The following is a 20,572-nucleotide window of genomic DNA, read 5'->3' as shown; positions in this document are numbered from 1 at the left end:
AATGACATGTATCATAGGCAGTAGCAATGACAGTTCGATTACATGATCTAAGCAAATACTGGAAATAGAATAAGATTTTATAACTACTAAATTGCTGTCTTTTCAGAAAAATGAATTTGATTATCAACTTGAGTTAGGTTTAAAGCATATAATTTCCCTAACTCTGCGGGCATGGTTAATAAATCATCTAAATTCTGCTGCCGCGCCAAACAAGTCAACAATTTAATCACCCCACCATGCGTCACAACCAATGCCTTGTTCCAGTTGTGTTGCTGCATTTGTATATAAATTTCATCAAAACCATGCATGACTCGTTGCTGGAATTGAAGCAAAGACTCTCCTTCGGGAGCATGGTATTGGGTTGGAAATTGCCAGAAATTAGCCAATAGCTCAGGTGCTGTTTCATAAATAGTTTGAGTCGCAATACCTTCCCAATCACCAAAATGCATTTCCTTGATTTTTGCATTCAGCAGCAATGGCAATTCGAGTTGTTTCGCCAATGCTTGCGCAAATTTATGGCAACGCTGTAAAGGCGAACTAATGATGACATCCCATTGTGTCTGAGTATCTAAATGATACTGAATAGTTGATTGCATCTGCAACCAACCTTTTTCAGTCAATTCATCATCTAAGTGCCCACGTAAAGTATGACTGAGTGTTGTTTCACCATGTCGTAGCAGATCAAGGTGCAACTTTATCACCTGTTACAGCAGCTTCAACAAATGTTGCCATTTGATTATGTAAGACACAGGCAAGCTGAATCATAGATAATGCTGATCCTGCACCACTGCCTTCTCCTAAACGTAAATTCATCGCTAAGATTGGTTGGGCATCCAATTCTTTTAAAACACGCTGATGACCATATTCAGCCGATTGATGTCCAAACAGCATCCACTCACGGCTTTGTGGTTGAATACGTACTGCACATAAAGCTGCGACCGAACTAATAAAGCCATCGACGATAATAGGTAAACCAATTTGCGCACATCGTAAATAAGTCCCTGTGATTGCAGCGATTTCCAATCCACCTACAGCAGCCAGAATTTTTAATGCATCATTGGCCACATTTGCTCTATGAAACTTTACTGCTTGATCAATCACTTTTATTTTATGTTGTAATTGCTCAATATTAATTCCTGTTCCTAAACCTGTCAGTTGCTGGGCTGATTCACTCAGCAACAAACAAGCAAGTGCTGAAGCTGAACAGGTATTACCAATTCCCATTTCACCTGCAATAAAAATATCCGCATCTTTCGCTTTAGCAAGATCAGCGCTATTTTTACCCAGCTCTAACGCTGCTAAACACTCTTGATTGGTCATTGCAGCTTGCTCTGCAAAATTTGCAGTGCCGGCACGAATAGTATGGCATTCAACCCCCACATAATTGTAACTATCGCCTACTGTCCCACAATCAATCACTTGTAAATGGGCATGATGATGTTTGGCAATCACACTAATTGCTGCACCACCCGACGCAAAATTTTGCAACATTTGACGAGTTACTGCTTGAGGATAGGCTGAAATATTTTCTGCCACAACACCATGATCACCAGCAAAAATAGTAATCCAAGGTTTATTGATTTTAGGGAAAACCGTTCTTTGTAAAGCAGATAAATTAATCGCAATTTGCTCCAAATCACCTAATGCGCCTGTTGGTTTGGTCAATTGAAGTTGACGTTGCTCAGCTTGTTGTTTTACATCTAGATCAGGTTGTTGTACTGCGGCTAAAAACCATTGCGCTTGTTCAGTCATATTATTTCTCATCTTTTAAAATCATTGGAAAGCCTGCCACACAAAACACAACTTTATTGGCGAGTTGACCTAAGTTCTGGTGTAAACGACCTGCTTCGTCAACAAAGCGACGGCTAAGCTCACCCATAGGCACAACACCTAAGCCCGTCTCATTGCTAACCAAAATAATCTTGGATTTTAATTGTGGTAATACATTTAATAATTGCTGTATTTGTTGCTGCTGCAATGCAGAGTCTTCAGCCAATAACAAATTGCTCAGCCACAAGGTCAAGCAATCGACCAAAATTAGCTGATTCGCTTGATCGCATTGCAAGAGTCGATCTGCCAGATAAGTTGGTTCTTCGAACACTTGCCAATGGGCTGGACGTTGCTGTTGATGATGTGCAATACGTTGCTGCATTTCTGTATCTAAGGCCTGCGCCGTTGCAATATAAATGACAGATAAACCTGTCTCTTTGGCTGTTTGTTCTGCCAAACGACTTTTACCTGAGCGCGCCCCACCTAAAATCAGTTGCAACATATCTAACCTAGTTCAATTTGCCGATAAGGATATAGGAATCCTTGTAAAATCTGTGCTTTATAATAACCAAAAGTCAGTTTTTTAACCTCAATATTTATAGTTTTTACCGAAAGTTGTTGCATCCGCTCAAGTACAATATCACTCAGCCAAGCTTCACGATACAAGCCTAAAGTAATATGCGGACAATATTCAAGTGCTGCGACCTCGTCTGATACATGAGCAAATTGCTGACGAATTTGGGCGAGTACGCCCTGCTGATCTTGAATGTGCAGGAACAAGGCACTGTTAAAACTATCTATTTGCGTGATTTCCAACTCAAAAGGTATGAGCTGTAATGCTTCAATCAGCTTGATCTGCTGCTGTAATTGTTGAATCTGAAAATCATCATCGTATTGCTTAACAGCAGGCTGCAAGAAACCACAAACAAATAAAGTAATGTGATATTGGCGTTGCTGTGCAGGAAGCAATAGACCTGAAAATTGTGCTTGGATTTCATCTAAATAGTGAATCAACTCAGGTTGATCAATCTCAATATACCAAAGCCCATAATCTGAACGCCCCAAATGCCATTCGGGATAATCACGCATTTCGGTCGCAATCAACTGGGTCTCTGCTTGTAATAACACAACTTCAGCATTCTGTTTAACGTTGTGTTATTCAAACATAAACCCAGATAGAAGTTAAGGCACTTTCACTGTGATCATTGCTTCTTATGCAGAAAGAGGTTTTAACTCCTCCAACTGTGACATGAACGTATTATTATCATTGAGTTGCGCCTGAATCCCTTGATAGAGCTGGTTTAATAGGGCTTTCTTCTGATTTTCAGTAATATCCATATGCTCAATATTGGTCTGGACATGTTTTACAATCTTAATTTCGTCCAGCTCAAGCATTTTCAGCGCATAGGCATAGCCATAAATTGCACCTTGCATTAACTTCTGGTATGGAAGCTGTTGCTGCACATGAGATTCTAAACTGCCTAAAACCCGCTCATTCAGATTGAGCTTTCTAAGCGGATCACGGGCTACACGCTCACATGGATCTTTATAGGCAGCTCGGCAAGAATGCAGAAAACTTTCCGCCATACGATCCAGTTCTTTGGCTTGGTTGGGAATCATATTGGCCAAACCCAATTTAACTTCGTTGACCACTTGTTCTGCATATTTCATGATTTTTGGATCGGCCATGGCGATACCAATGGTGTCATGTCCAAGTGCGCTGGCATACCATGCCAACATGGCATGACAGCCATTCCATAGCCGATTTTTAATGATTTGAATCTCAGAAATCTGATCAACTAAAATCATTTGACGCATTTTGCTCAACAATGGACTGCGATTTTCCACGTAAATCGGCATATCCATTTCACTATGGAATAGGATCAAATCCATATTTTGTAAGAATTGCCCTGTTTGAAACTGCCCACGCATGTCTTCTAAACAATGGGTAATCTGCTGTTCTTGCTTTTCAGTCAGAGCGGTTTCCTCTGAAAGTTCAATCGTTTCTGGATTGAGATCATTTTGATATTGTTTAAATAAATTATGCTTGATATTGAGCTGACGATACAAGGCCTGATCCGTCAGTTTTGACACCATTCGATTGACCACGGTATCACAAAAATAGTGTTCACTTAAAATATGTTCTGCAATATCTTCATCCGTCATGGTCAGTAAGGCTTCACGGATGTGTTTTAAGACCAAATACTTTGCACACACTTTATTGAGAATAATCAAAAAGGTAATCGGCTCATTATTGTCCGCATCTGCTGACATAAAACGGGCCAATAGTCCCTTCGCAATCGTTTTCGCCTCAGACTCAATCGCTTGTTCAGGTAAACACAGTGCGATCAGGCTAGATTGCATATACATTTCTAGCATCTGCTGTTCATTATCAGCATCAATCACAGTGAGATTATCAATACGCTCATCATAGGAAGACTGGCCATACCGAATACTATAGCTGCCAAAACTATTCACTGACTCTAAATATAAACGATTTCTAGTTGATGCCAGAATCCTTTTTGGGCGTGTGTAACCATCCCAATACGACAGGATCTGAGCCACATAACCACCACCAATAGCCCCAAAGCCATGAATTCCAACAGTCAATTGATTGGAACTCTGCGGAAATAACTCTTGTAACTGTGGCATGCCCATTTCGGGAATAAACTCATCTAAACCATTCAAAAAGTCATACATATCCTGATAATAGAAATTTGCTTTAGAGAGCATATGATCATTGGGTTCTTTAATATCTTTGAATAAAATCGTGATACCGCCAGCATCATAGGCTGAACAAATCCCATTTTCCGAATCTTCAAACATTAGACATTGTTGTGGTTGTAGATTTAGCTTTTGTGCGGCTTTTAAAAAGATTTCTGGATGCGGTTTACCTTTTTCAACTTCATCCCCACAGACCAACAGATCAAAAAATTTATAAACATTCGCGTTAATTAGATATTCTTCGGCAATTGCTCGACGACTCGAGGTCGCGACTGCCATTTTTAAGCCTGATTTTCTTAGTCGTTCTAAGACCTGAATCAATCCTTTTTTAATTGGTACACCATTGTTACGGACAAATTCTAGTTCCACTTCATCTGCACGTTTGCGGATGGCAGTATAAGGAACATCTGCACCATAAAACTTTTGTGCCAGCTGCTCAGATGCTTTCGCACTCAACCCTAGACACTGCATCAAATATTCATCTGAAAATTCCTGTCCAATCAGCTCATTTGATGCCTGTTTCAATGTCTGGAAGCGTAAGCGCTCGGTATCAAACATTGTTCCATCCATGTCAAAAAGTGCTCCTTGAACAGGATAATCATGAAAAATAAGCATCTTTACTCCTTTGATTTTGCTATGACGCTTTATAGGGTACTCAAAAAAACAAACTAGAATCCAACTCGTTAATAAATGAAATAAAATTGATTAAAAAACGATCAATTATTACTTTTTAAAGCTTATAGTTACCTAATTTTGTAAAGATTCCTTGCATCACAACCAAAAAAGTGAATGTTTTTTAGTCTAATTTGGTGTGTTTTCATCAACTAACAAAGTCGTTTCATCCTTTTTTCGAATCAATACCCAGCTAAAATAAAGGCCAATCGATAGGGTTAAGAAAAGTAATAAATAGAATGGGAAATGGGTATTAAAACGGTACAGGAATGTACTGAGTAATGGGCCAACAATTAAGCCCAGTGCCTGTGTTGCCGTACAAAAACTTGCCATTTTAACCTGTGATTGCTGAGATACGGCTTGAGCAGCGCCTGTGGTAAATGCAGGTAATAAGCACGCCACAGAAATACCATAAAAAATATAACTTGCCTGAAATACAAAAATTGTGGGTGCGTAGATTGAAAGTAATAGACCAAAACACATGGTGACTAAGCCAATAATCACCAAACTATTTAATTTAAGTTGTAAGACTTTCACAATTAAAAGCTGCGTCAGTACCAGACAGACTCCAACTACTAACATACATTGAGAAAAATAAACTGCACTCTGTTGGCTACTGAGATAAAACTTATCCTGAATATAAAAACCTGCCGTCATATTTAAAGTCACAATTGCAACATAAGTGACAAAACCTAGAGTTAACCAGATCAGACTTTGCTTCATAATCGGCTCATTCGCTAGTGCATTATCTTTATCTTGTTGCGGATTGAATGAGTCAGCCTGAACTTGCGGACTTTTACTAAATAGGATGCCGAGTGCAATACTGACTAAGCCAAGTAAAGCCACAGCAATCCACATCGGGAAAAGTAAACCACCAAACAATAAAACTGAAGTTGCAAATGGCCCAACAATCATCCCAAAACTATTCATTGCACCAAACATAGCCATCTGCTTACTACGATCATTCGCTTCTACTGCATGTGTCATCACATAACTTTGCAGACCAATTTGTGGCAAAGCCATAAAAATGCCTGTAGAAGCACGACTCAATACCAGTAAAATAAAAATGAACAACGTGGGTAAAATCGCTTGTGTTCCAAAATACAGAATCAAGGTGAAAATAGCCCAAGTAAAGGTCATTCCCCAAAAACCATAATTGACGAGTTGGTTGGGAGATAGTTGATTTTTCTTTTTCGCAATCCAGATCGATGCAATTGCCATACAGATTGCCCCTGCGGAAACAATCACGCCACCTTGGAATTCAGATAAATGCAATTGTCGTGTCAATGGAGCAAGTAAAGGGAGAATCATGGAAAAACAAGTTCCATTGATCAAAGCAGCCAGTGCTAAAAATTTTAAATTATTGTTCATCATCAAAATCATCAAAAGAAAAGGCATCTAAACAGATGCCTTTTTGATTAGATTAGTATTTGAGGGTATAACTCAAACCATAAGTACGACCTTGTGCAGCTAGACTAGAAATATCGCCATACACGGTCGAAACTGCTTGGCTATATACAGACTTATAATCAGTATTCCAAACATTATAAACTCCAAATCCTAAAGTACCCGGACCGGCTTTCGCATTGGCAATCACATCCATCACTGCAAAACCTTTAATTTCAGCAGGCGGACGACTGCCATTTTCAATGGCTTCTTTACGTGCTTTGTCTGTACCGCCAATTGCCAAGGTTTGAACACGCAAACCTAAACCATCGTTAAATTGCCAATCTGAATAGACAGTTCCTTTTAAGGGTGCAACACGGATGGCATCTAACTCTTGCCATTTACCGTTGGTATTTTTAAATTGACCACGTGTATAAGCCAAAGTACCACCGACATTCCATGCATCAGTCACTACATACTTCACATTACCTTCTAGACCATAAATACGTTCATCAGTATCAATCACTTCGATTGCAAAGTTTGGTGGACCAAATTTCAAAGATTTATCAGACTTGTTATAGAACGCCGTAAGCCCTGTGGTTAACGCATTGTCTTGTAGACGCCAACCTAGCTCAAAACTATTCACTTTAATTGGATCAATGGTTTGATTGCTTACAACAAAGTTTGCTGGAACGTCTCTGAGCATACGTTGTACGTCTGGTAAGTTTGCACCTTGAGAGAAATTGGCAAAGACTTGTTGAGTATCTGTTAAATGATAAACAGCACCTAAGTTAAATAAAGTCGCATCGTGCTTGACCGACCCACCTTTTAAAGTCTTAGAGTTATATCCTGAGACGAAATCTGCAACCATCGCTTCAGAATAAGGAACAGAATCTTGCACTTGGCTATCAATTCGTTCATGGCGCAAGCCTGCTTGTAGGTTTAAGCGATCAGTGACTTCAAATTGGCTCTGTAAGAAGAAACCGAGTTTCTCAGTATCTACATCTGGACCAAAACCATAATTATTTAATGGTTTGAATTTCAAACCATTACTACTCATAAATGTATTCAAATCATATAACTGGGCTGTTGCTTTGCCTTTTTCCTTATCAAAATCCATTCCATATGTTAAATGTAAAGCTCGCTCTGCAAGGTCTAGTTTACTCTGTAACGCTAACCTTGCACCAAATACATCAATATCCGTCTCAGACTGGGTAACAATATATGTTCCTCCTCCTGCAATTGATGTATGTGCCAAAGTATTTGCACTCGGATAGAATCTACCTTTTTCAGTTCGATAGTAAGCCTCCGCATTTAAAGTCTGACCAAAGAAATCTTGGTTTTCATATTGTGCATTTACAGCTGCACGTTTCGTTCTTGGCTGAGTATTAAGTTCCAAACCTTTGACTGCTTTCTGGCTTGGTTTTGCACCATTCAATAAAACTGCCAGTCCTGGTCCATAGTCTGCACCATAGTCACTATCTTGTTCGTCATTATAATATTGTGCGCCGATACTAATACTTTGCTTGTCAGTAAACTGCCAACCCAAGCGACCATTCACATCAATAGTTTCTGTATCTTGACGGTCAGTCTGTGCGACTTCAGGCCCAATTCGGTCACCATGACTGTCTTGAATCTCACCGCGTTTGGTATAGCTTGCCCCAAGAAAACCATTCCAGTCCCCTTGTTTAAAAGCAGCAGATTGATACACCTCATAAGCCAAGGCATCATTTTTAAAGTTATCGCCAGAAGTTACGCCAAGTTTTGATTCAAAATGAACGCCGTCGGTCGACCCTTTTTTAGTAATAATATTGATGATCCCGCCCGTTGCACCAGAACCATAAATACTACTTGCCCCCGAGACCACTTCAACACGTTCAATCATATCTGGGCTGATGCTATTTAACTGACGCGAGCTGTCACGGGAACCCGTTTGCGGTACGCCATCAATCATGTATTGCACTGTACGTCCACGCATCGTCATACCATAGTTACTGGTTGTACCAGAACTTGGTGTCAATGATGGTACTAATAAACCTAAAATATCTGCCGTACTTTTACCTGCGGCAGCTTGTTTTGCAATATCTTCTTGTTCAATGCGATAAACTGTACCCGCAATTTCAGCAATACTTTGTGCTGAACGTGATGCAGTTACAACGATGGGTGCAAGTTGTGCTGGTTTTTGACTTTCTACTGCAGCAGTCGTTTGAACAGCGGCATCAGCTTCAACTGTTTGTGCATACAATTGAGTACTGATTGCTAAGCTTAATAGCGTTAATGATGTTGAAAGTGAAGGTACTTTCATAAATTACCCCTAGGTGAGTTATTCCGTTTGTTTTGCTTTGTGGATTAACACTTGGCTGAGCAAGACGCTCAAGACAGATGCTGCCGCTAAAATGAGATAGAAATTTCCATAACCAAAGGCTTTGGCCAAGAAACCAGACATTGCACCGCCAATGAAGTAAACCAATAGCTCGAAACAAACCAAAATTGTAAAGTCTGTTCCAGCTTGTTCTTTGGAGCTGGTATACATGAAATGAGCGTATAAAGCGGTCATGGCGATATAGCGAATCGCCAAAATAACCACAACAAATAACCCCAATAACATATGCCACTGGTTAAACCAGCTAAGTAAGACGGCTGCACCAAGCACGGCATAAACCAAACTACGTGCCCAACCAGCCCAAATCAGTAATTGTGTTGCTGCTATTTTTTTTAGTAAGAAAGCCGCTGTTACGGCAGCCAACAAGCCAATACCAGCACCAATCACAGACATCAGCACCCCAATCTCTGCCAGAGACCATTTTTGATCAATCAGCATTGGATTTAGCATGGCCATTGCTGGTGCTTCGACTACGCGATAACACACGATCAAAGCCAAAGCCCAAAGCATCTCAGGGCGCTTAAAGGCGCGAATCAGACTCGGCGCTTGCTTGGCAATTTTTTCAGTATTGGTTTTTTCTTTGATCTGAAACACTGCCAACATGGTCAGTGCTGTCATTGCAGCTAAACACATCAGTGCTGTTTGCCAACCATACAATTGATAAAGCCACAAAGTTGCAGCACCACCAATCATACTGCCTAACGCCACGCCAATACTTTGCGCCATACTGCCTAGGCGATATTCGGATTCAGAAAAGGTTTCAACGGTATAACCATCTATCGCAATATCTTGGGTTGCGGCAAAGGTTGAAATCCATAGACCGACAATGACAAAGATACTTAGACCGTAATCGAATTGAGTCAAAGCCAAGGCAACGACACCTAATACCAAGGCAATTTGAGTAAATAAAAGCCAAGTCTTACGTTTACCAAGTGCCTTAAAATAAAAACAATCAATTAAGGTCGCCCAAAAAAACTTAAAGGCCCATGGGATATACAGTAGCGACAACATGCCAATCCAACGCAGATCAACCCCTTGATGACGCAAAATCGCAGGTAAGGCAACATTATAAAAATACAGGGGTAATGCATGAGCAAGGTACAACACCACCACCGCAGATAAACTCAGTGCAGAGACTGTTTTGATTGGAAAATCTTGGTCAGGTTTTGTTTGTTGATTCATAAGTACCTCTGCATCGCCCATTGCACGGCATCGGTCTTTTCTAAACTGACAAAATAAGGAACATGCCAGGCTTTTTGCAAAGCTGGCGTGTCTAATCGAATACGATCTGCTTCATCTTGGGCAATTCGAGCAAGGCCAAAACAATATTGATAAAAATCTTGTTTATATTTTTTGTACCATTTCCCCTGAATCACCCGATATTCTTCGGGAAATTCAGTATTCGGCTCGGTTTGCATAATCAGCACAAAACTTCTTTTTTGTTCGAAATATTGTTGAATATGCATTAACCATTGCTCAAATTCTGCCACTGAGACATGCGCGGCAAAGCGCATGTCCAAGATGTGTATCTCATTGATAGATAGGCTCATGTAACACTCAGGATTTTGGCTGGCTGATCAGCTAGCTGTTGTTGTGATGTTTGATAATATTCACCAAACTTGTTATAAAAAGTTTCTCTAAAGCAGTAATACAGCATTGCCGTTTTTTCTGGCATCGGAATTAAACTTTGGGTTTCGTAGCAAAGTTCTGCGACCACAGCAGCATAAGGTTTAACCGTATGGTCTGGTTCACCCACGATTTTTTTCGCTTGTGAATGTTCAAAAATATAGAAACTCAGTAAACGAATTGTTGGACGTAAAAAGCCTTTGCCAAACACAGATTTATCGCCAAATAGCAAATGCCAACCGAGATCATTGTCATCACCTTCATAATAACGGCCTAAACGATCACGTTTACCTTCATAGATTTCGGTATATCCCACATCTTTGCCATCCACGCCCACAATCAATAAACGTTGATGGTCATCTGCTAGCATTTTGTCGAAGTAAACTTGTAGATCTAACTCAGATTTATTCAATTGCCATTGTGGAATGACATGCGGTTCATGCATCCATTGATGCAGCAAAGGAATATCTTGTGGATATTGCACTTGACGTAAGTAATACTGTGTTCCATCTTCGTGGTATTCAAAGTAGTCAGGTAATTGCTGAGAAATTGTTTTCATATCGAACCTTTATAAAATTTAGAAGAAGACTTAACCCGCTTTCGATTCAGTTTGCTGAATCGACCATTCAGCCAATGTTTCAGGGCTGACTGGGTTAGGGATTGGATCAAGGAATACAGGCACTGGACGCTCTGCTTCATCGTTATAACTGGTGGTAAATAGGCGGACACGGTTCAAACAAATTTTGGTGTAGGTTGGGCGTAACATGGCAAATTTTTCAGCACGTTCAGCCAACTCGGGATGTTGTTGGTTAAACGCAACAATGGTGTTAGAAATGGTTTGCCAGAAATCCTGTTCTGAATATTCTGGGTAATCTTGCAAGAACACATTACAGATATAACGGTAATGCACCATGAACAGCCCAGTGAAAATAAAATGACTTAAATCTGTCGCTTCATGACGTAATAACAAACTGCCTTCAGATGGCAATTGCGCCAATTCAGGGAAATCTTCATCCACCAAATTGATGTCATCAATAAAGTCTTTTAATACCAATGCTTTTGGCACACCATTTTCATGTACCAACATGGTGTTTTCACCATGCGGTGAAAAAGCTAAGCCATAGCGATACAGACAAAGCAGTAACGGACTGAGGCAGACTTGGGCAAATTGTGCTAACCATGCCAAAGGACTTAGACCTGATGCTTGAATCAGTACGCTTAGGATTGATTGACCTGAAATATCCCGATGTAATAAGGCTGCTTGAGAGAGCACTTGCTGTGATGGATCAACATAGCGATCGACACTTTCACGCCACAAGCAACCAAACAACTCTTTAAATTGGTAAGGTGCACCTTCTATTCGGTCAAAACATGGCTGGTGAATGGTTAAAGTTGCAACTTCACCTAAGAAAACCACACCGGTATTCTGCAGGTCTTGATCTTGCTGATGGATTTGCTTTAACCATCCAGTTACAGCTGGCGCAGCAAGATTACGTTTTGATGGTAGTCCACGATAAACAGCGGTATTAAAAATACTGACAGGCAGTTTAATGTAATGACGTTGTAAGTTCGATGTATTGCATAATGTACGAATAGACTGCATTGGCACATAGCTGTCTTGGCTAATGTTGAGCTCAATGATTTTCTGGTCGACAATTTCATTGGCATAGGTTGGAACCAACCATTGATGCCATTGCCAAGCATGTACAGGAATCAAAAAGTAATTTTGAGGGTCGAGATTTTTTTCTTTCAAAATTTGGATGAACTGCTGTAGTTCATTGGCATCAAATTCATGTTGATATAAACCACAAGCATCCCATTGTTCTGTACTGCGGAATTCTGCTAGATCACGATGTACAGCCAACCAGAGTACTTTGACTTCTGGAGATAGCTCTGGTGCAGCACTTAAATAATCATCATAACCAAAGCCCATACGGCCTTTGCTCATAATCAGCCAAGGGTGACCACGTAGCATGCCTTCAACTTTATAGTGCGGTTCAGTCAGCACTGCTGTGCTTGGTAAACGCGCTTCATTAAATAGGTGCGCTTCTGCCAACCAAGTATTATTCATTTCCTTAATCAAATACGCTTTGGTGAATGGCTTTACATTGGAACTGTCAGCCATTGCAACAATAAACTCATGTAAATTCCAAGCAGGCTGATCACTCTGCTGACCCTTGCTTACATCACGTACCGAGCCGTCCTGAATATTCCAGTGCCCTAACAAATATTGATGGCCTTGAAACTCATACTGACGATTGCCCAGATCTAACTGATAACGTCCTGCGGATATGGCTTTCACTTCAATAATTTCTTCATATAGAAACTCTGCAATCGCCATTTCAATGAGACGCTGCCCAGCGGCACGCCATTGCTGCTGATTAATTTTTAAAGTTGCAAAGTTCATATCAATTTCTCATAAGTTGAATGTACAGAAGCATTTTGTGCCCGTGTATTTGCACAGCGACTATTTGAATGTGCCGTAATCGTGTTCTGTTCTGTTTTCTTTAAAATAGAGTGTTTTTTGTTCACAACTTTTCCAGAAACAGCATCTTCTGGCAGCGCTTGGTCATCTACCATTTGGATTTTAGGATTTTGAGTGATTTCAAAATGCTGGAAGGTTTGCGCCTGCTGAGCAAGTTCATAAAGTGGCTCAACAAGCAATTGATTGATAATTGTCGCTGCACGATAAGCACCCAGCCCTAAGTCTGGTGTACCGACACCATGGCTATGCATTTCCTGATTTTGAACAAAAATATGGCCATTCAGATGATGTAAAACTCGATAGTCTGCTGTGATTTGCCAACGCTGTTTATGATCAAATTCAATATAAGGTTTCAGGAACTGCATAAAGTCAAAGTCAGGCGTAACGTAACCTGTTGCAGCAATCAGGAAATCACAATCTAAGTGGAAAGCCTGTGCCGTGGCACGCTGTTGGAAATGCAGTCGAATTTTTTGCGTCTCTAATACTTCTGCATCTTTCAAATCACATTGGCTATGTAAATGTGTCTGCAAACTTTGACCCGCAATGCTACGGTGATACAATTTTTGATAGATTTCACGGATGGTCTTTGCACTAATGCCCTTGTATAACAAAGACTGCTTCTGCAATTGCTGTTCTTTCTTCTCAGTTGGTAAAGTATAAAAATGCTGTGCATAATCTGGGCTAAAATGTTCCAGTCCTAATGGCGCATATTCCATTGGGAAGAAGCCCTGAGAACGCGTAAACCAGTGTAGGTCGAACTGATGATTGGCTGTATCTTGCTGCTCATCAAACAGATCAATAAAGACTTCGGCAGCAGATTGCCCAGAACCAAGTACCACCACATCGCCGTGTAAATCTGTATCGGCATGCGTCATATATTGCGCAGAATGCAGACATTTTTGTGGTTGCTGTTGCTGTACTTTGGTCAAACATTCAGGCAAGTGAGGAACATTACCGCTTCCGATGACCAGATGACGGCATAAATAACTGTGCTGAACACCTTCTGATTCCACCACAACTTTAAAGCCAATGGTTTGAGGTTCAATCTCCAAAACACGAGATTGGTATTCAATACAATCCAGTTGCTCTGCAACCCATTGGCAATAGTGGTTATATTCACAGCGTGGAATATGCGGCTGTTCTAAAAAGTAAAACTTATATAAACGCTGCTGATGACGCAGATAATTTAAGAAGCTGAATGGACTGGTTGGATCAACCATTGAGACCAGATCCGCCATAAACGGCACTTGCAATATCGTATTGGGTAACTGCATTCCTGCGTGCCAGTCAAACTGAGCTTTCTGTTCGAAAATTGCATAGTTCAGTGTGCTTTTATTATGCAGCAGGCTGGCCAGACTCAGATTAAATGGTCCTAGACCAATTCCAATGAAATCAAGCATAACTGACATCCTTCTGAGAAATACGCAGCGGATTTGGCAGTTGTACATAGACAGATTGATTTTCAACTGGTGCGATGAGCTCATCTAGCTCATGCAAACGTGTCAGCAAATTACCTTTATAAGGCAGTGTTGAATTAAACAATAATCCCTGCAACAAGGTACTGTCTGGATATTGCTGCAATTGCTCCTGCAAGAAACTTGTTAAATGTTCGAGCAATTCATCTTCAGTAATATAGCCTGTTGCGCCAATGGCATTGATAATGCCAAACAAGGTATTACCAAAGAAATAATAACTAAAACGTTCATCGACAAAATCTTTAGGACCAACGGCAAATGCTTTTTCTTTCAGTTCAGGCAGTGCTTGCAGAATTTCGGTTGCAAACTCTTCAATATAATAAAAACCTTGGTTATCACGTAACCATAAGGTTTTAGGGAAATGATTCTCTAACTCCAACAGCACATTCTGCTGATGTGACTCAAAAGCCATGCCATAACGATGGTATAGATACATCAACGGTTGCAAACTGACTTCAAGGAAGCGGTTAAACCAATCCAGAGCAATTTCTGAAAAATCGGTTTCATGATGTGCTTTTGCAATTTTTGCGAATAAGGTATTAAAACGATTTAGAGGCTTATCTGGATGATCCTGACATAAGGATGCAATACATGTGACTTGCTGATGTGGATGGAATGGCTGATCTCGGAAAATACAAATACTTTCATTCACCACTTCATCATCAATTTTTAAAGCAATCCACGCTGGGTCATTCACCGCTTTTAAGCTTGGGCACTGCTTTAAAATATTCTGACCAAATTCACTGTGCCATAGACGGTGGGTTAACTCACCACGGTGGCATTCTTTGGCTAAGTTCACCCGAATCGAGTTGGTAATCATCACTGAAAGTGATGGTTTTACCATCCATGGTGCATTAAAACTCGCCAGTGTTCGGATTGAAGTGGTTGGAGAAAATTGCCAGCCTCTTAAGCCTACATCAATTAACTGCCCCGTTTGTTTTAAACGTTCAAACCAAGGCTTACTTTGCAAATAACGGGCTTGCCAAGGATGTAATGGGAGTAATTTATATTCGGTGTGGGTCTTGAGCAGATTGAGATCATTTTCAGACAGATACCACTGTAGCGCTGTTTTTAATTGAGCTGAAATGTTTTCATCCGTGGCACAACCTTCAGAAATATAGTCCTGATGCACCAGCCAATAATGTAGTTGTGTCTTGCCTTTGTGTTCCGGTGAAAACTTTAGCCAATCTTCATGCACAAAACCTGTTCTACTTTTTGGTGCTGGGTGCATACTATGCCCCAGAATAAGCGCCTGCTCAGTTTCAATGAAACTCTGACCTGCTTTAACCAAATCATCAAAATCGGTCTCACGTTGTACTAAAAACTGTTGCAGTGCATCACGACTTTGAATCCACTTCTCTACTAAAGATGCAGCATCTAATGGAATAGACGATTCAAAAACGAGTTCTTCAAGCAATAACCCGACGATTGCAACAGGACTAAATGTCTTGATTTGACCATGAATAATAACTTGTGGAACATCTGCTAAACGGTGTCGCCCGACTCGACTGACATAAGATAAAGGGAAATTACATTGTGCTTGAATAGAATGTATTGGGATTGATAACAGCGTCAAACCTTGGCTAAACGCTTGTTGTTGCGGACTTTGCTGATTTTTATTAAGCAAGTGACCTTTGCCAGTTTCTTGCGTATATGCGTTGACGAAGTGTTGTATCGCCAACCGATTGGCAAGTGATTGCATCTGTCGGTATCCTCTTATAAAGAGAGAGTTAATTTTTTTTTCGAATGTTTTGAGCTCTAAACAAACCTTATTACAATGTTATTCACTGCAAATAAGATTTAATTAATGATAATTATTATCATTAACAATAGCAATTACAAAATTAGCTTAGATTTTCCTACTTAATACTCTGTTTTTTATAGTGAAAAATTCATTTAGATCAAGAAAAATACAAAAGATAATAATTCTTATTATCAATTATTTTAATTGTAATTCATTCTTTTATTGTTTTTATAAATCAAATAAAAGGGCTTTATGTTTTAAAGCCCTTTTTTAAAAATATTAGCAATCTAAAACATCTGAAAATGTAGCTTCCAGTAACTTAGCTAGATCAATTGGGTTAAGACCAATGTCCAATCCCCTTTTTCCACCGCTTACATAAATCTTGTTTAATGATTTCGCTGTTTCATCGATTACAGTTTTGAGTCGTTTTTTCTGTCCTAAAGGACTAATTCCACCGACTAAATAACCAGTTAAACGCTCAGCATCTTTTGGATTGGCCATTTGTAACCTCTTACACCCTACTGCTGATGCGACTTTTTTTAAATTTAATTGATGATTCACTGGCAAAACTGCGATGAAATAATTTTTTTCATCGGTGACCATTAGCGTTTTGAATACTTCATCTACATTTAGATTGAGTTTTTCTGCTGCTTCTAAGCCAAAACTTTTTGCATTTACATTATGTTCATATTCATGAATTGTGAATGCTATTTTATTTTTTTCTAATAACTTACAAGCTGGAGTCATTTCTTCTCAGTTCTTTGTTTTAGCGATTAAAGTAGCATAAGTGTAGCATTTAAAAATTAAGGATTAAATTAACTTAGGCTATTTTTGAGATAAATCTATTCTTGATAAACACTCAATTAACCTCATATATTCGCTAACAGTAAACAGAATGAGCTCAAGCAACGATGAGTTATAAACATAATAATTTGATGGCAATGCGTCAAAATTATTGGGATGATGAGTCATCTCCTACTGTGCAAGAAGAGAAAATTTTTCTTCGAAATACTTTGATTGAAGAAGGTATTTTTAAAGATGCGACTTTAGACGACACCAAGTATTTTTTCTTTACATTACCCAGTATCATTATTGTGAAAGCTCATGCTTTAGGCTTTCATCATAGTTATGTAAAGCGTATGTTGATTGCTCATATTCATACTAATCGTGCAGCTTTAATGAGAAAATCGACTCTAAAAATTCAGTTTAGGATTTAGGACATCTGTATAGTAAAGCCAAATTTGAAAGTTAAATTTCACTTAGGCTATTCTTATTTATTGACCTAGTTCACAAATTTAGACTGATAATTCAAGAGATTGAACTATTTTAATACGTTCAAAAGCTGTAATATCCGCTACAATTTAAGTCTCGGCTTTCAACCCTCCGATTTCAGCATAGGATTTTTCTTTCATGTCAGATCAGAACGATAAGCTTAAGAATCTAAAAACCTCCTCTGTAGATCGTCGCTTATCTATTGCAAAAGCCTCTTTACTCGCTGGAACACGTTGGGCGACTGCTAGCGCTACTTCAATTTTTTCTAGTGAAGAAGAAAAAGAGAAAAAGCGTAAAAAAGCCATGGCTGAACAAGCTCATTATTTAGTTTCTGAAATAGGAAAACTAAAAGGATCAATCGTAAAGATTGGTCAAATGATGGCTTTATACGGCGAACATTTCTTACCTGAAGAAATTACACAAGCATTAAATACATTGAACAATCAAACTGTCGCACTTGCTTGGCCTGCAATCAAAGCTCATTTGCAAGAACAGTTAGGTTCAAAATTAGATGAACTCACGATTGATCATGAACCAATCGGTACAGCTTCACTTGCCCAAGTTCATCGTGCGACACGTAAATCAGATGGTTTAGAACTGGTTCTTAAAATTCAATACCCTGGTGTGGCCGAAGCAATTGATTCTGACATGAATCTATTTAAAAACATGCTTAAACTCACACGTATGGTGCCGCAAACTCGTGAATTTGATCAGTGGTTTGATGAAGTTCGTGAAATGATGCATCGAGAAGTCGACTATGGCATCGAAGCCGCAACGACGCGTCGATTTGCTGATCGTTTAAAGAACGATCCACGCTATGCGGTACCAGAAATCGTAAATGAATTTTGCTCTGATAAAGTGTTGTGCATGACTTTCGAGCGCGGTGTACCAATCAATAGTCCGGTAATGCTTTCCCTCCCCCAAGAACGTCGCAACCAATTAGGCGAAGCTTCTTTGGAAATTGCAGTACGTGAATTATTTGAATGGGGTGAAATGCAAACTGATCCGAACTTTGGTAATTACCTTGTTCGTTTGGGCAACGGCGATGATGTAAAGGATAAAATCGTTTTACTTGATTTCGGGGCGATTCGTCAATTTGATGATAACTTACTTGCTGTAGCACGGAATCTCATTCATGCAGGTTATGACCATGATAAAACTGCAATGGTCAAAGCCATGACTGGTTATGAGTTTTTTGATGGAATGCCAGATAGTATAAAACCTGGTATGGCAGACGTGTTCTTGATTGCGACAGAGGCTTTTAGTTGCCCAAGTAATAATCCGAATATGCCAGCTGGTGTAATGGATGACCAAGACCGCTACGATTGGAAAAAAAGCCAACTCCATAGTCGTGTAATGCAACAAGCAGCACAATCAATGGCATCACGTTATTTCTCTGTTCCACCAAAAGAATTTATGTTTATTAGCCGTAAGTTTATTGGTGCATATACGTTTATGACCGTGATAGAAGCAAAGACAAATGTACGAAAAATGATTCGTCAGTTTGCATAAGCGCTATACCTAAAGTCATTTTGACCAATCTGATTTGTCAGTTTGGTCAATTTTTTTAAAATTTATTTTTCTAATATTTTTTTTATTCATTTAAAAACAATAATATAAAATCCATATACGAATCATTTTACCCTTTATCTTTCTTAATTTAGCACGTCAAACAAGACATAGTTTTTTTGACTAGAGCATGTCAGCATAATTTTACAACCATCCTCTAGGATAAAATCATGTCGAATATGATGAATAAAGCTCAAGGCTTTGGGCTATCTTTGATCACTAAAATCGCAGGAAGCGAAGTATTAGATCAACTCAAATTAAGAAAATTTGTAGAGAAATCATTATATCAAGGATCAAAAACAGGTTTTAAAGTACTGAATAAAACACAAAAAGCTTTTAAACCACAAGCAATTGATAAGCAACGCCTCCCGAATCAAGTTAATAAAAATTTGTTTGATCTCAGCCTTACTGAAGAACAGCAAATGACTGTCGATGCAATGTCTCAATTCGCTGAAGAAGTTTTATATGCTTTAGCGCATGACGCTGATCATCAAGCACAATTCCCAGAACAACTTTGGCAACATTTGGTCGACTTAGGTTTGAACTACTATGCTTTACCTGAAGCATTAGGTGGTGTTGCCGCTGAACAAAATATTGTGAGTAATATACTAATCGCAGAAAGTTTAGCTAAAGGTGATTTCAGTTTAACAGCAGGTCTGCTCAGCACATTTAGCGTTATTAATGCAATTACCCGTTGGGGTTCAACACAAGTTCAATCGATGTATTTGCCTGTGTTTGCTGAAGATACTGACGTTACCGCAACATTTGCATTTCAAGAGGCGACTCCTGCATTTAATCCATATCAGTTAAAAACAACTGCAACTGAAGCAAACGGTCAATTCTACATCACAGGTGAAAAAACCTTAGTTATTCTAGGTGATACTGCGGATGTATTCCTTGTAAGTGCCGAGTTTAATGGTCAACCTGATATTTTTGTTGTGCAGTCAAATGAAACGATTGCAATCAAAGCTAATCCAGCAATGGGATTAAAAGCAACTGAAACAGCAACACTTCACTTCAATCAAACACCAGCTTTACGCTTAGGCGATGCTGATTTTGATTACACTGCATTTGTCGACCTTGGAAATTTAATGTGGTGCGCCATGGCGATTGGTACAGGAGAAGCAATCAAAGCTTACTGTATTAAATATGCCAATGAACGCACTGCTTTTGGCGAACCTATCTCTCATCGTCAAAGTGTTGCTTTCATGATTGCCGATATGGCCATTGAAATTGATGCTATGCGTATGTTGGTTTTAAATGCGGCAAGCTTGGCTGAAGCTGGTAAACCTTTCCATCGCGAGGCCTATCTTGCTCGATTACTTTGTGCCGAAAAATCAATGAAAATCGGTACAGATGGCGTTCAAATCTTAGGTGGTCATGGTTTTACTAAAGAGCATCCTGTTGAGCGTTGGTATCGTGATCTACGCGCAACCGCTATCTTACATTCTGGCTTACATGCGTAA

The 20,572-nt window shown here is 39.5% G+C and carries 17 protein-coding genes; 3 read left to right on the top strand and 14 right to left on the bottom strand.

Features of this window, described 5'->3' with window-relative positions:
• Nucleotides 1-86: 86 nt before the first annotated feature.
• From IEV17_RS08090 to ybaK, 14 genes are all read right to left on the bottom strand, one after another.
• A complete protein-coding gene (locus tag IEV17_RS08090) occupies nucleotides 87-692 on the bottom strand; it encodes a histidine phosphatase family protein (RefSeq protein ID WP_004662069.1) in 606 nt (201 codons plus the stop codon).
• Complete coding sequence (gene cobT / locus IEV17_RS08085; protein ID WP_004662067.1) at nucleotides 682-1,752, bottom strand: nicotinate-nucleotide--dimethylbenzimidazole phosphoribosyltransferase; 1,071 nt, start codon at nucleotides 1,750-1,752, stop codon at nucleotides 682-684. The genes IEV17_RS08090 and cobT overlap by 11 nt, the downstream gene beginning before the upstream one ends.
• Nucleotide 1,753: 1 nt before the next feature.
• Nucleotides 1,754-2,272, bottom strand: a complete 519-nt coding sequence (cobU, locus tag IEV17_RS08080) for a bifunctional adenosylcobinamide kinase/adenosylcobinamide-phosphate guanylyltransferase (RefSeq protein ID WP_004662064.1) — start codon at nucleotides 2,270-2,272, stop codon at nucleotides 1,754-1,756.
• Nucleotides 2,273-2,274: 2 nt separating this feature from the next.
• A complete protein-coding gene (locus tag IEV17_RS08075) occupies nucleotides 2,275-2,898 on the bottom strand; it encodes a 2'-5' RNA ligase family protein (RefSeq protein WP_004662062.1) in 624 nt (207 codons plus the stop codon).
• 84 nt (nucleotides 2,899-2,982) lie between these two features.
• Nucleotides 2,983-5,109: a bifunctional mannitol-1-phosphate dehydrogenase/phosphatase gene (gene mtlD / locus IEV17_RS08070; protein WP_004662061.1), complete on the bottom strand. Its 2,127-nt coding sequence runs from the start codon at nucleotides 5,107-5,109 to the stop codon at nucleotides 2,983-2,985.
• Nucleotides 5,110-5,295: 186 nt separating this feature from the next.
• Nucleotides 5,296-6,564: an MFS transporter gene (locus IEV17_RS08065; protein WP_004662060.1), complete on the bottom strand. Its 1,269-nt coding sequence runs from the start codon at nucleotides 6,562-6,564 to the stop codon at nucleotides 5,296-5,298.
• Between the two features lie 25 nt (nucleotides 6,565-6,589).
• The gene (locus IEV17_RS08060; protein WP_004662059.1) at nucleotides 6,590-8,857 is read right to left on the bottom strand and encodes a TonB-dependent receptor; all 2,268 of its coding nucleotides are present in this window, start codon (nucleotides 8,855-8,857) and stop codon (nucleotides 6,590-6,592) included.
• 18 nt (nucleotides 8,858-8,875) lie between these two features.
• Entirely contained in the window at nucleotides 8,876-10,117 is a 1,242-nt protein-coding gene (locus IEV17_RS08055; RefSeq protein ID WP_004662058.1) for an MFS transporter, read from the bottom strand.
• The gene (locus tag IEV17_RS08050; protein ID WP_004662057.1) at nucleotides 10,114-10,485 is read right to left on the bottom strand and encodes a hypothetical protein; all 372 of its coding nucleotides are present in this window, start codon (nucleotides 10,483-10,485) and stop codon (nucleotides 10,114-10,116) included. Before IEV17_RS08050 ends, IEV17_RS08055 begins: the two co-directional genes overlap by 4 nt.
• Nucleotides 10,482-11,120: an acinetoferrin biosynthesis acetyltransferase AcbD gene (gene acbD, locus IEV17_RS08045; protein ID WP_004662056.1), complete on the bottom strand. Its 639-nt coding sequence runs from the start codon at nucleotides 11,118-11,120 to the stop codon at nucleotides 10,482-10,484. Before acbD ends, IEV17_RS08050 begins: the two co-directional genes overlap by 4 nt.
• Nucleotides 11,121-11,150: 30 nt before the next feature.
• On the bottom strand, nucleotides 11,151-12,968 hold the full coding sequence (locus IEV17_RS08040; RefSeq protein WP_004662054.1) for an IucA/IucC family protein: 1,818 nt from the start codon (nucleotides 12,966-12,968) through the stop codon (nucleotides 11,151-11,153).
• Nucleotides 12,965-14,446: a lysine N(6)-hydroxylase/L-ornithine N(5)-oxygenase family protein gene (locus IEV17_RS08035; protein ID WP_004662051.1), complete on the bottom strand. Its 1,482-nt coding sequence runs from the start codon at nucleotides 14,444-14,446 to the stop codon at nucleotides 12,965-12,967. Before IEV17_RS08035 ends, IEV17_RS08040 begins: the two co-directional genes overlap by 4 nt.
• Complete coding sequence (locus IEV17_RS08030) at nucleotides 14,439-16,223, bottom strand: IucA/IucC family protein (protein WP_004662050.1); 1,785 nt, start codon at nucleotides 16,221-16,223, stop codon at nucleotides 14,439-14,441. Before IEV17_RS08030 ends, IEV17_RS08035 begins: the two co-directional genes overlap by 8 nt.
• A 321-nt stretch (nucleotides 16,224-16,544) precedes the next feature.
• Nucleotides 16,545-17,012, bottom strand: coding sequence for a Cys-tRNA(Pro) deacylase (gene ybaK / locus IEV17_RS08025; RefSeq protein WP_004662049.1), 468 nt, complete (start codon nucleotides 17,010-17,012; stop codon nucleotides 16,545-16,547).
• A gap of 164 nt (nucleotides 17,013-17,176) precedes the next feature.
• Between ybaK and IEV17_RS08020 the strand changes: the two genes are divergently transcribed.
• The 3 genes from IEV17_RS08020 (at nucleotide 17,177) to IEV17_RS08010 (ending at nucleotide 20,572) form a co-directional block, all read left to right on the top strand.
• A complete protein-coding gene (locus IEV17_RS08020; protein ID WP_004662048.1) occupies nucleotides 17,177-17,482 on the top strand; it encodes a hypothetical protein in 306 nt (101 codons plus the stop codon).
• Nucleotides 17,483-17,675: 193 nt separating this feature from the next.
• Nucleotides 17,676-19,049 (top strand): ABC1 kinase family protein, encoded by a 1,374-nt coding sequence (locus IEV17_RS08015; RefSeq protein ID WP_004662047.1) that lies wholly within the window; start codon nucleotides 17,676-17,678, stop codon nucleotides 19,047-19,049.
• Between the two features lie 236 nt (nucleotides 19,050-19,285).
• Nucleotides 19,286-20,572, top strand: a complete 1,287-nt coding sequence (locus IEV17_RS08010; protein ID WP_171062439.1) for an acyl-CoA dehydrogenase family protein — start codon at nucleotides 19,286-19,288, stop codon at nucleotides 20,570-20,572.

It is taken from the genome of Acinetobacter modestus, from assembly GCF_014636095.1.
Lineage (GTDB): Bacteria > Pseudomonadota > Gammaproteobacteria > Pseudomonadales > Moraxellaceae > Acinetobacter > Acinetobacter modestus.
Note: the sequence above shows the minus strand (reverse complement) of the source record. Positions and strands in the feature narration are given on the sequence as shown.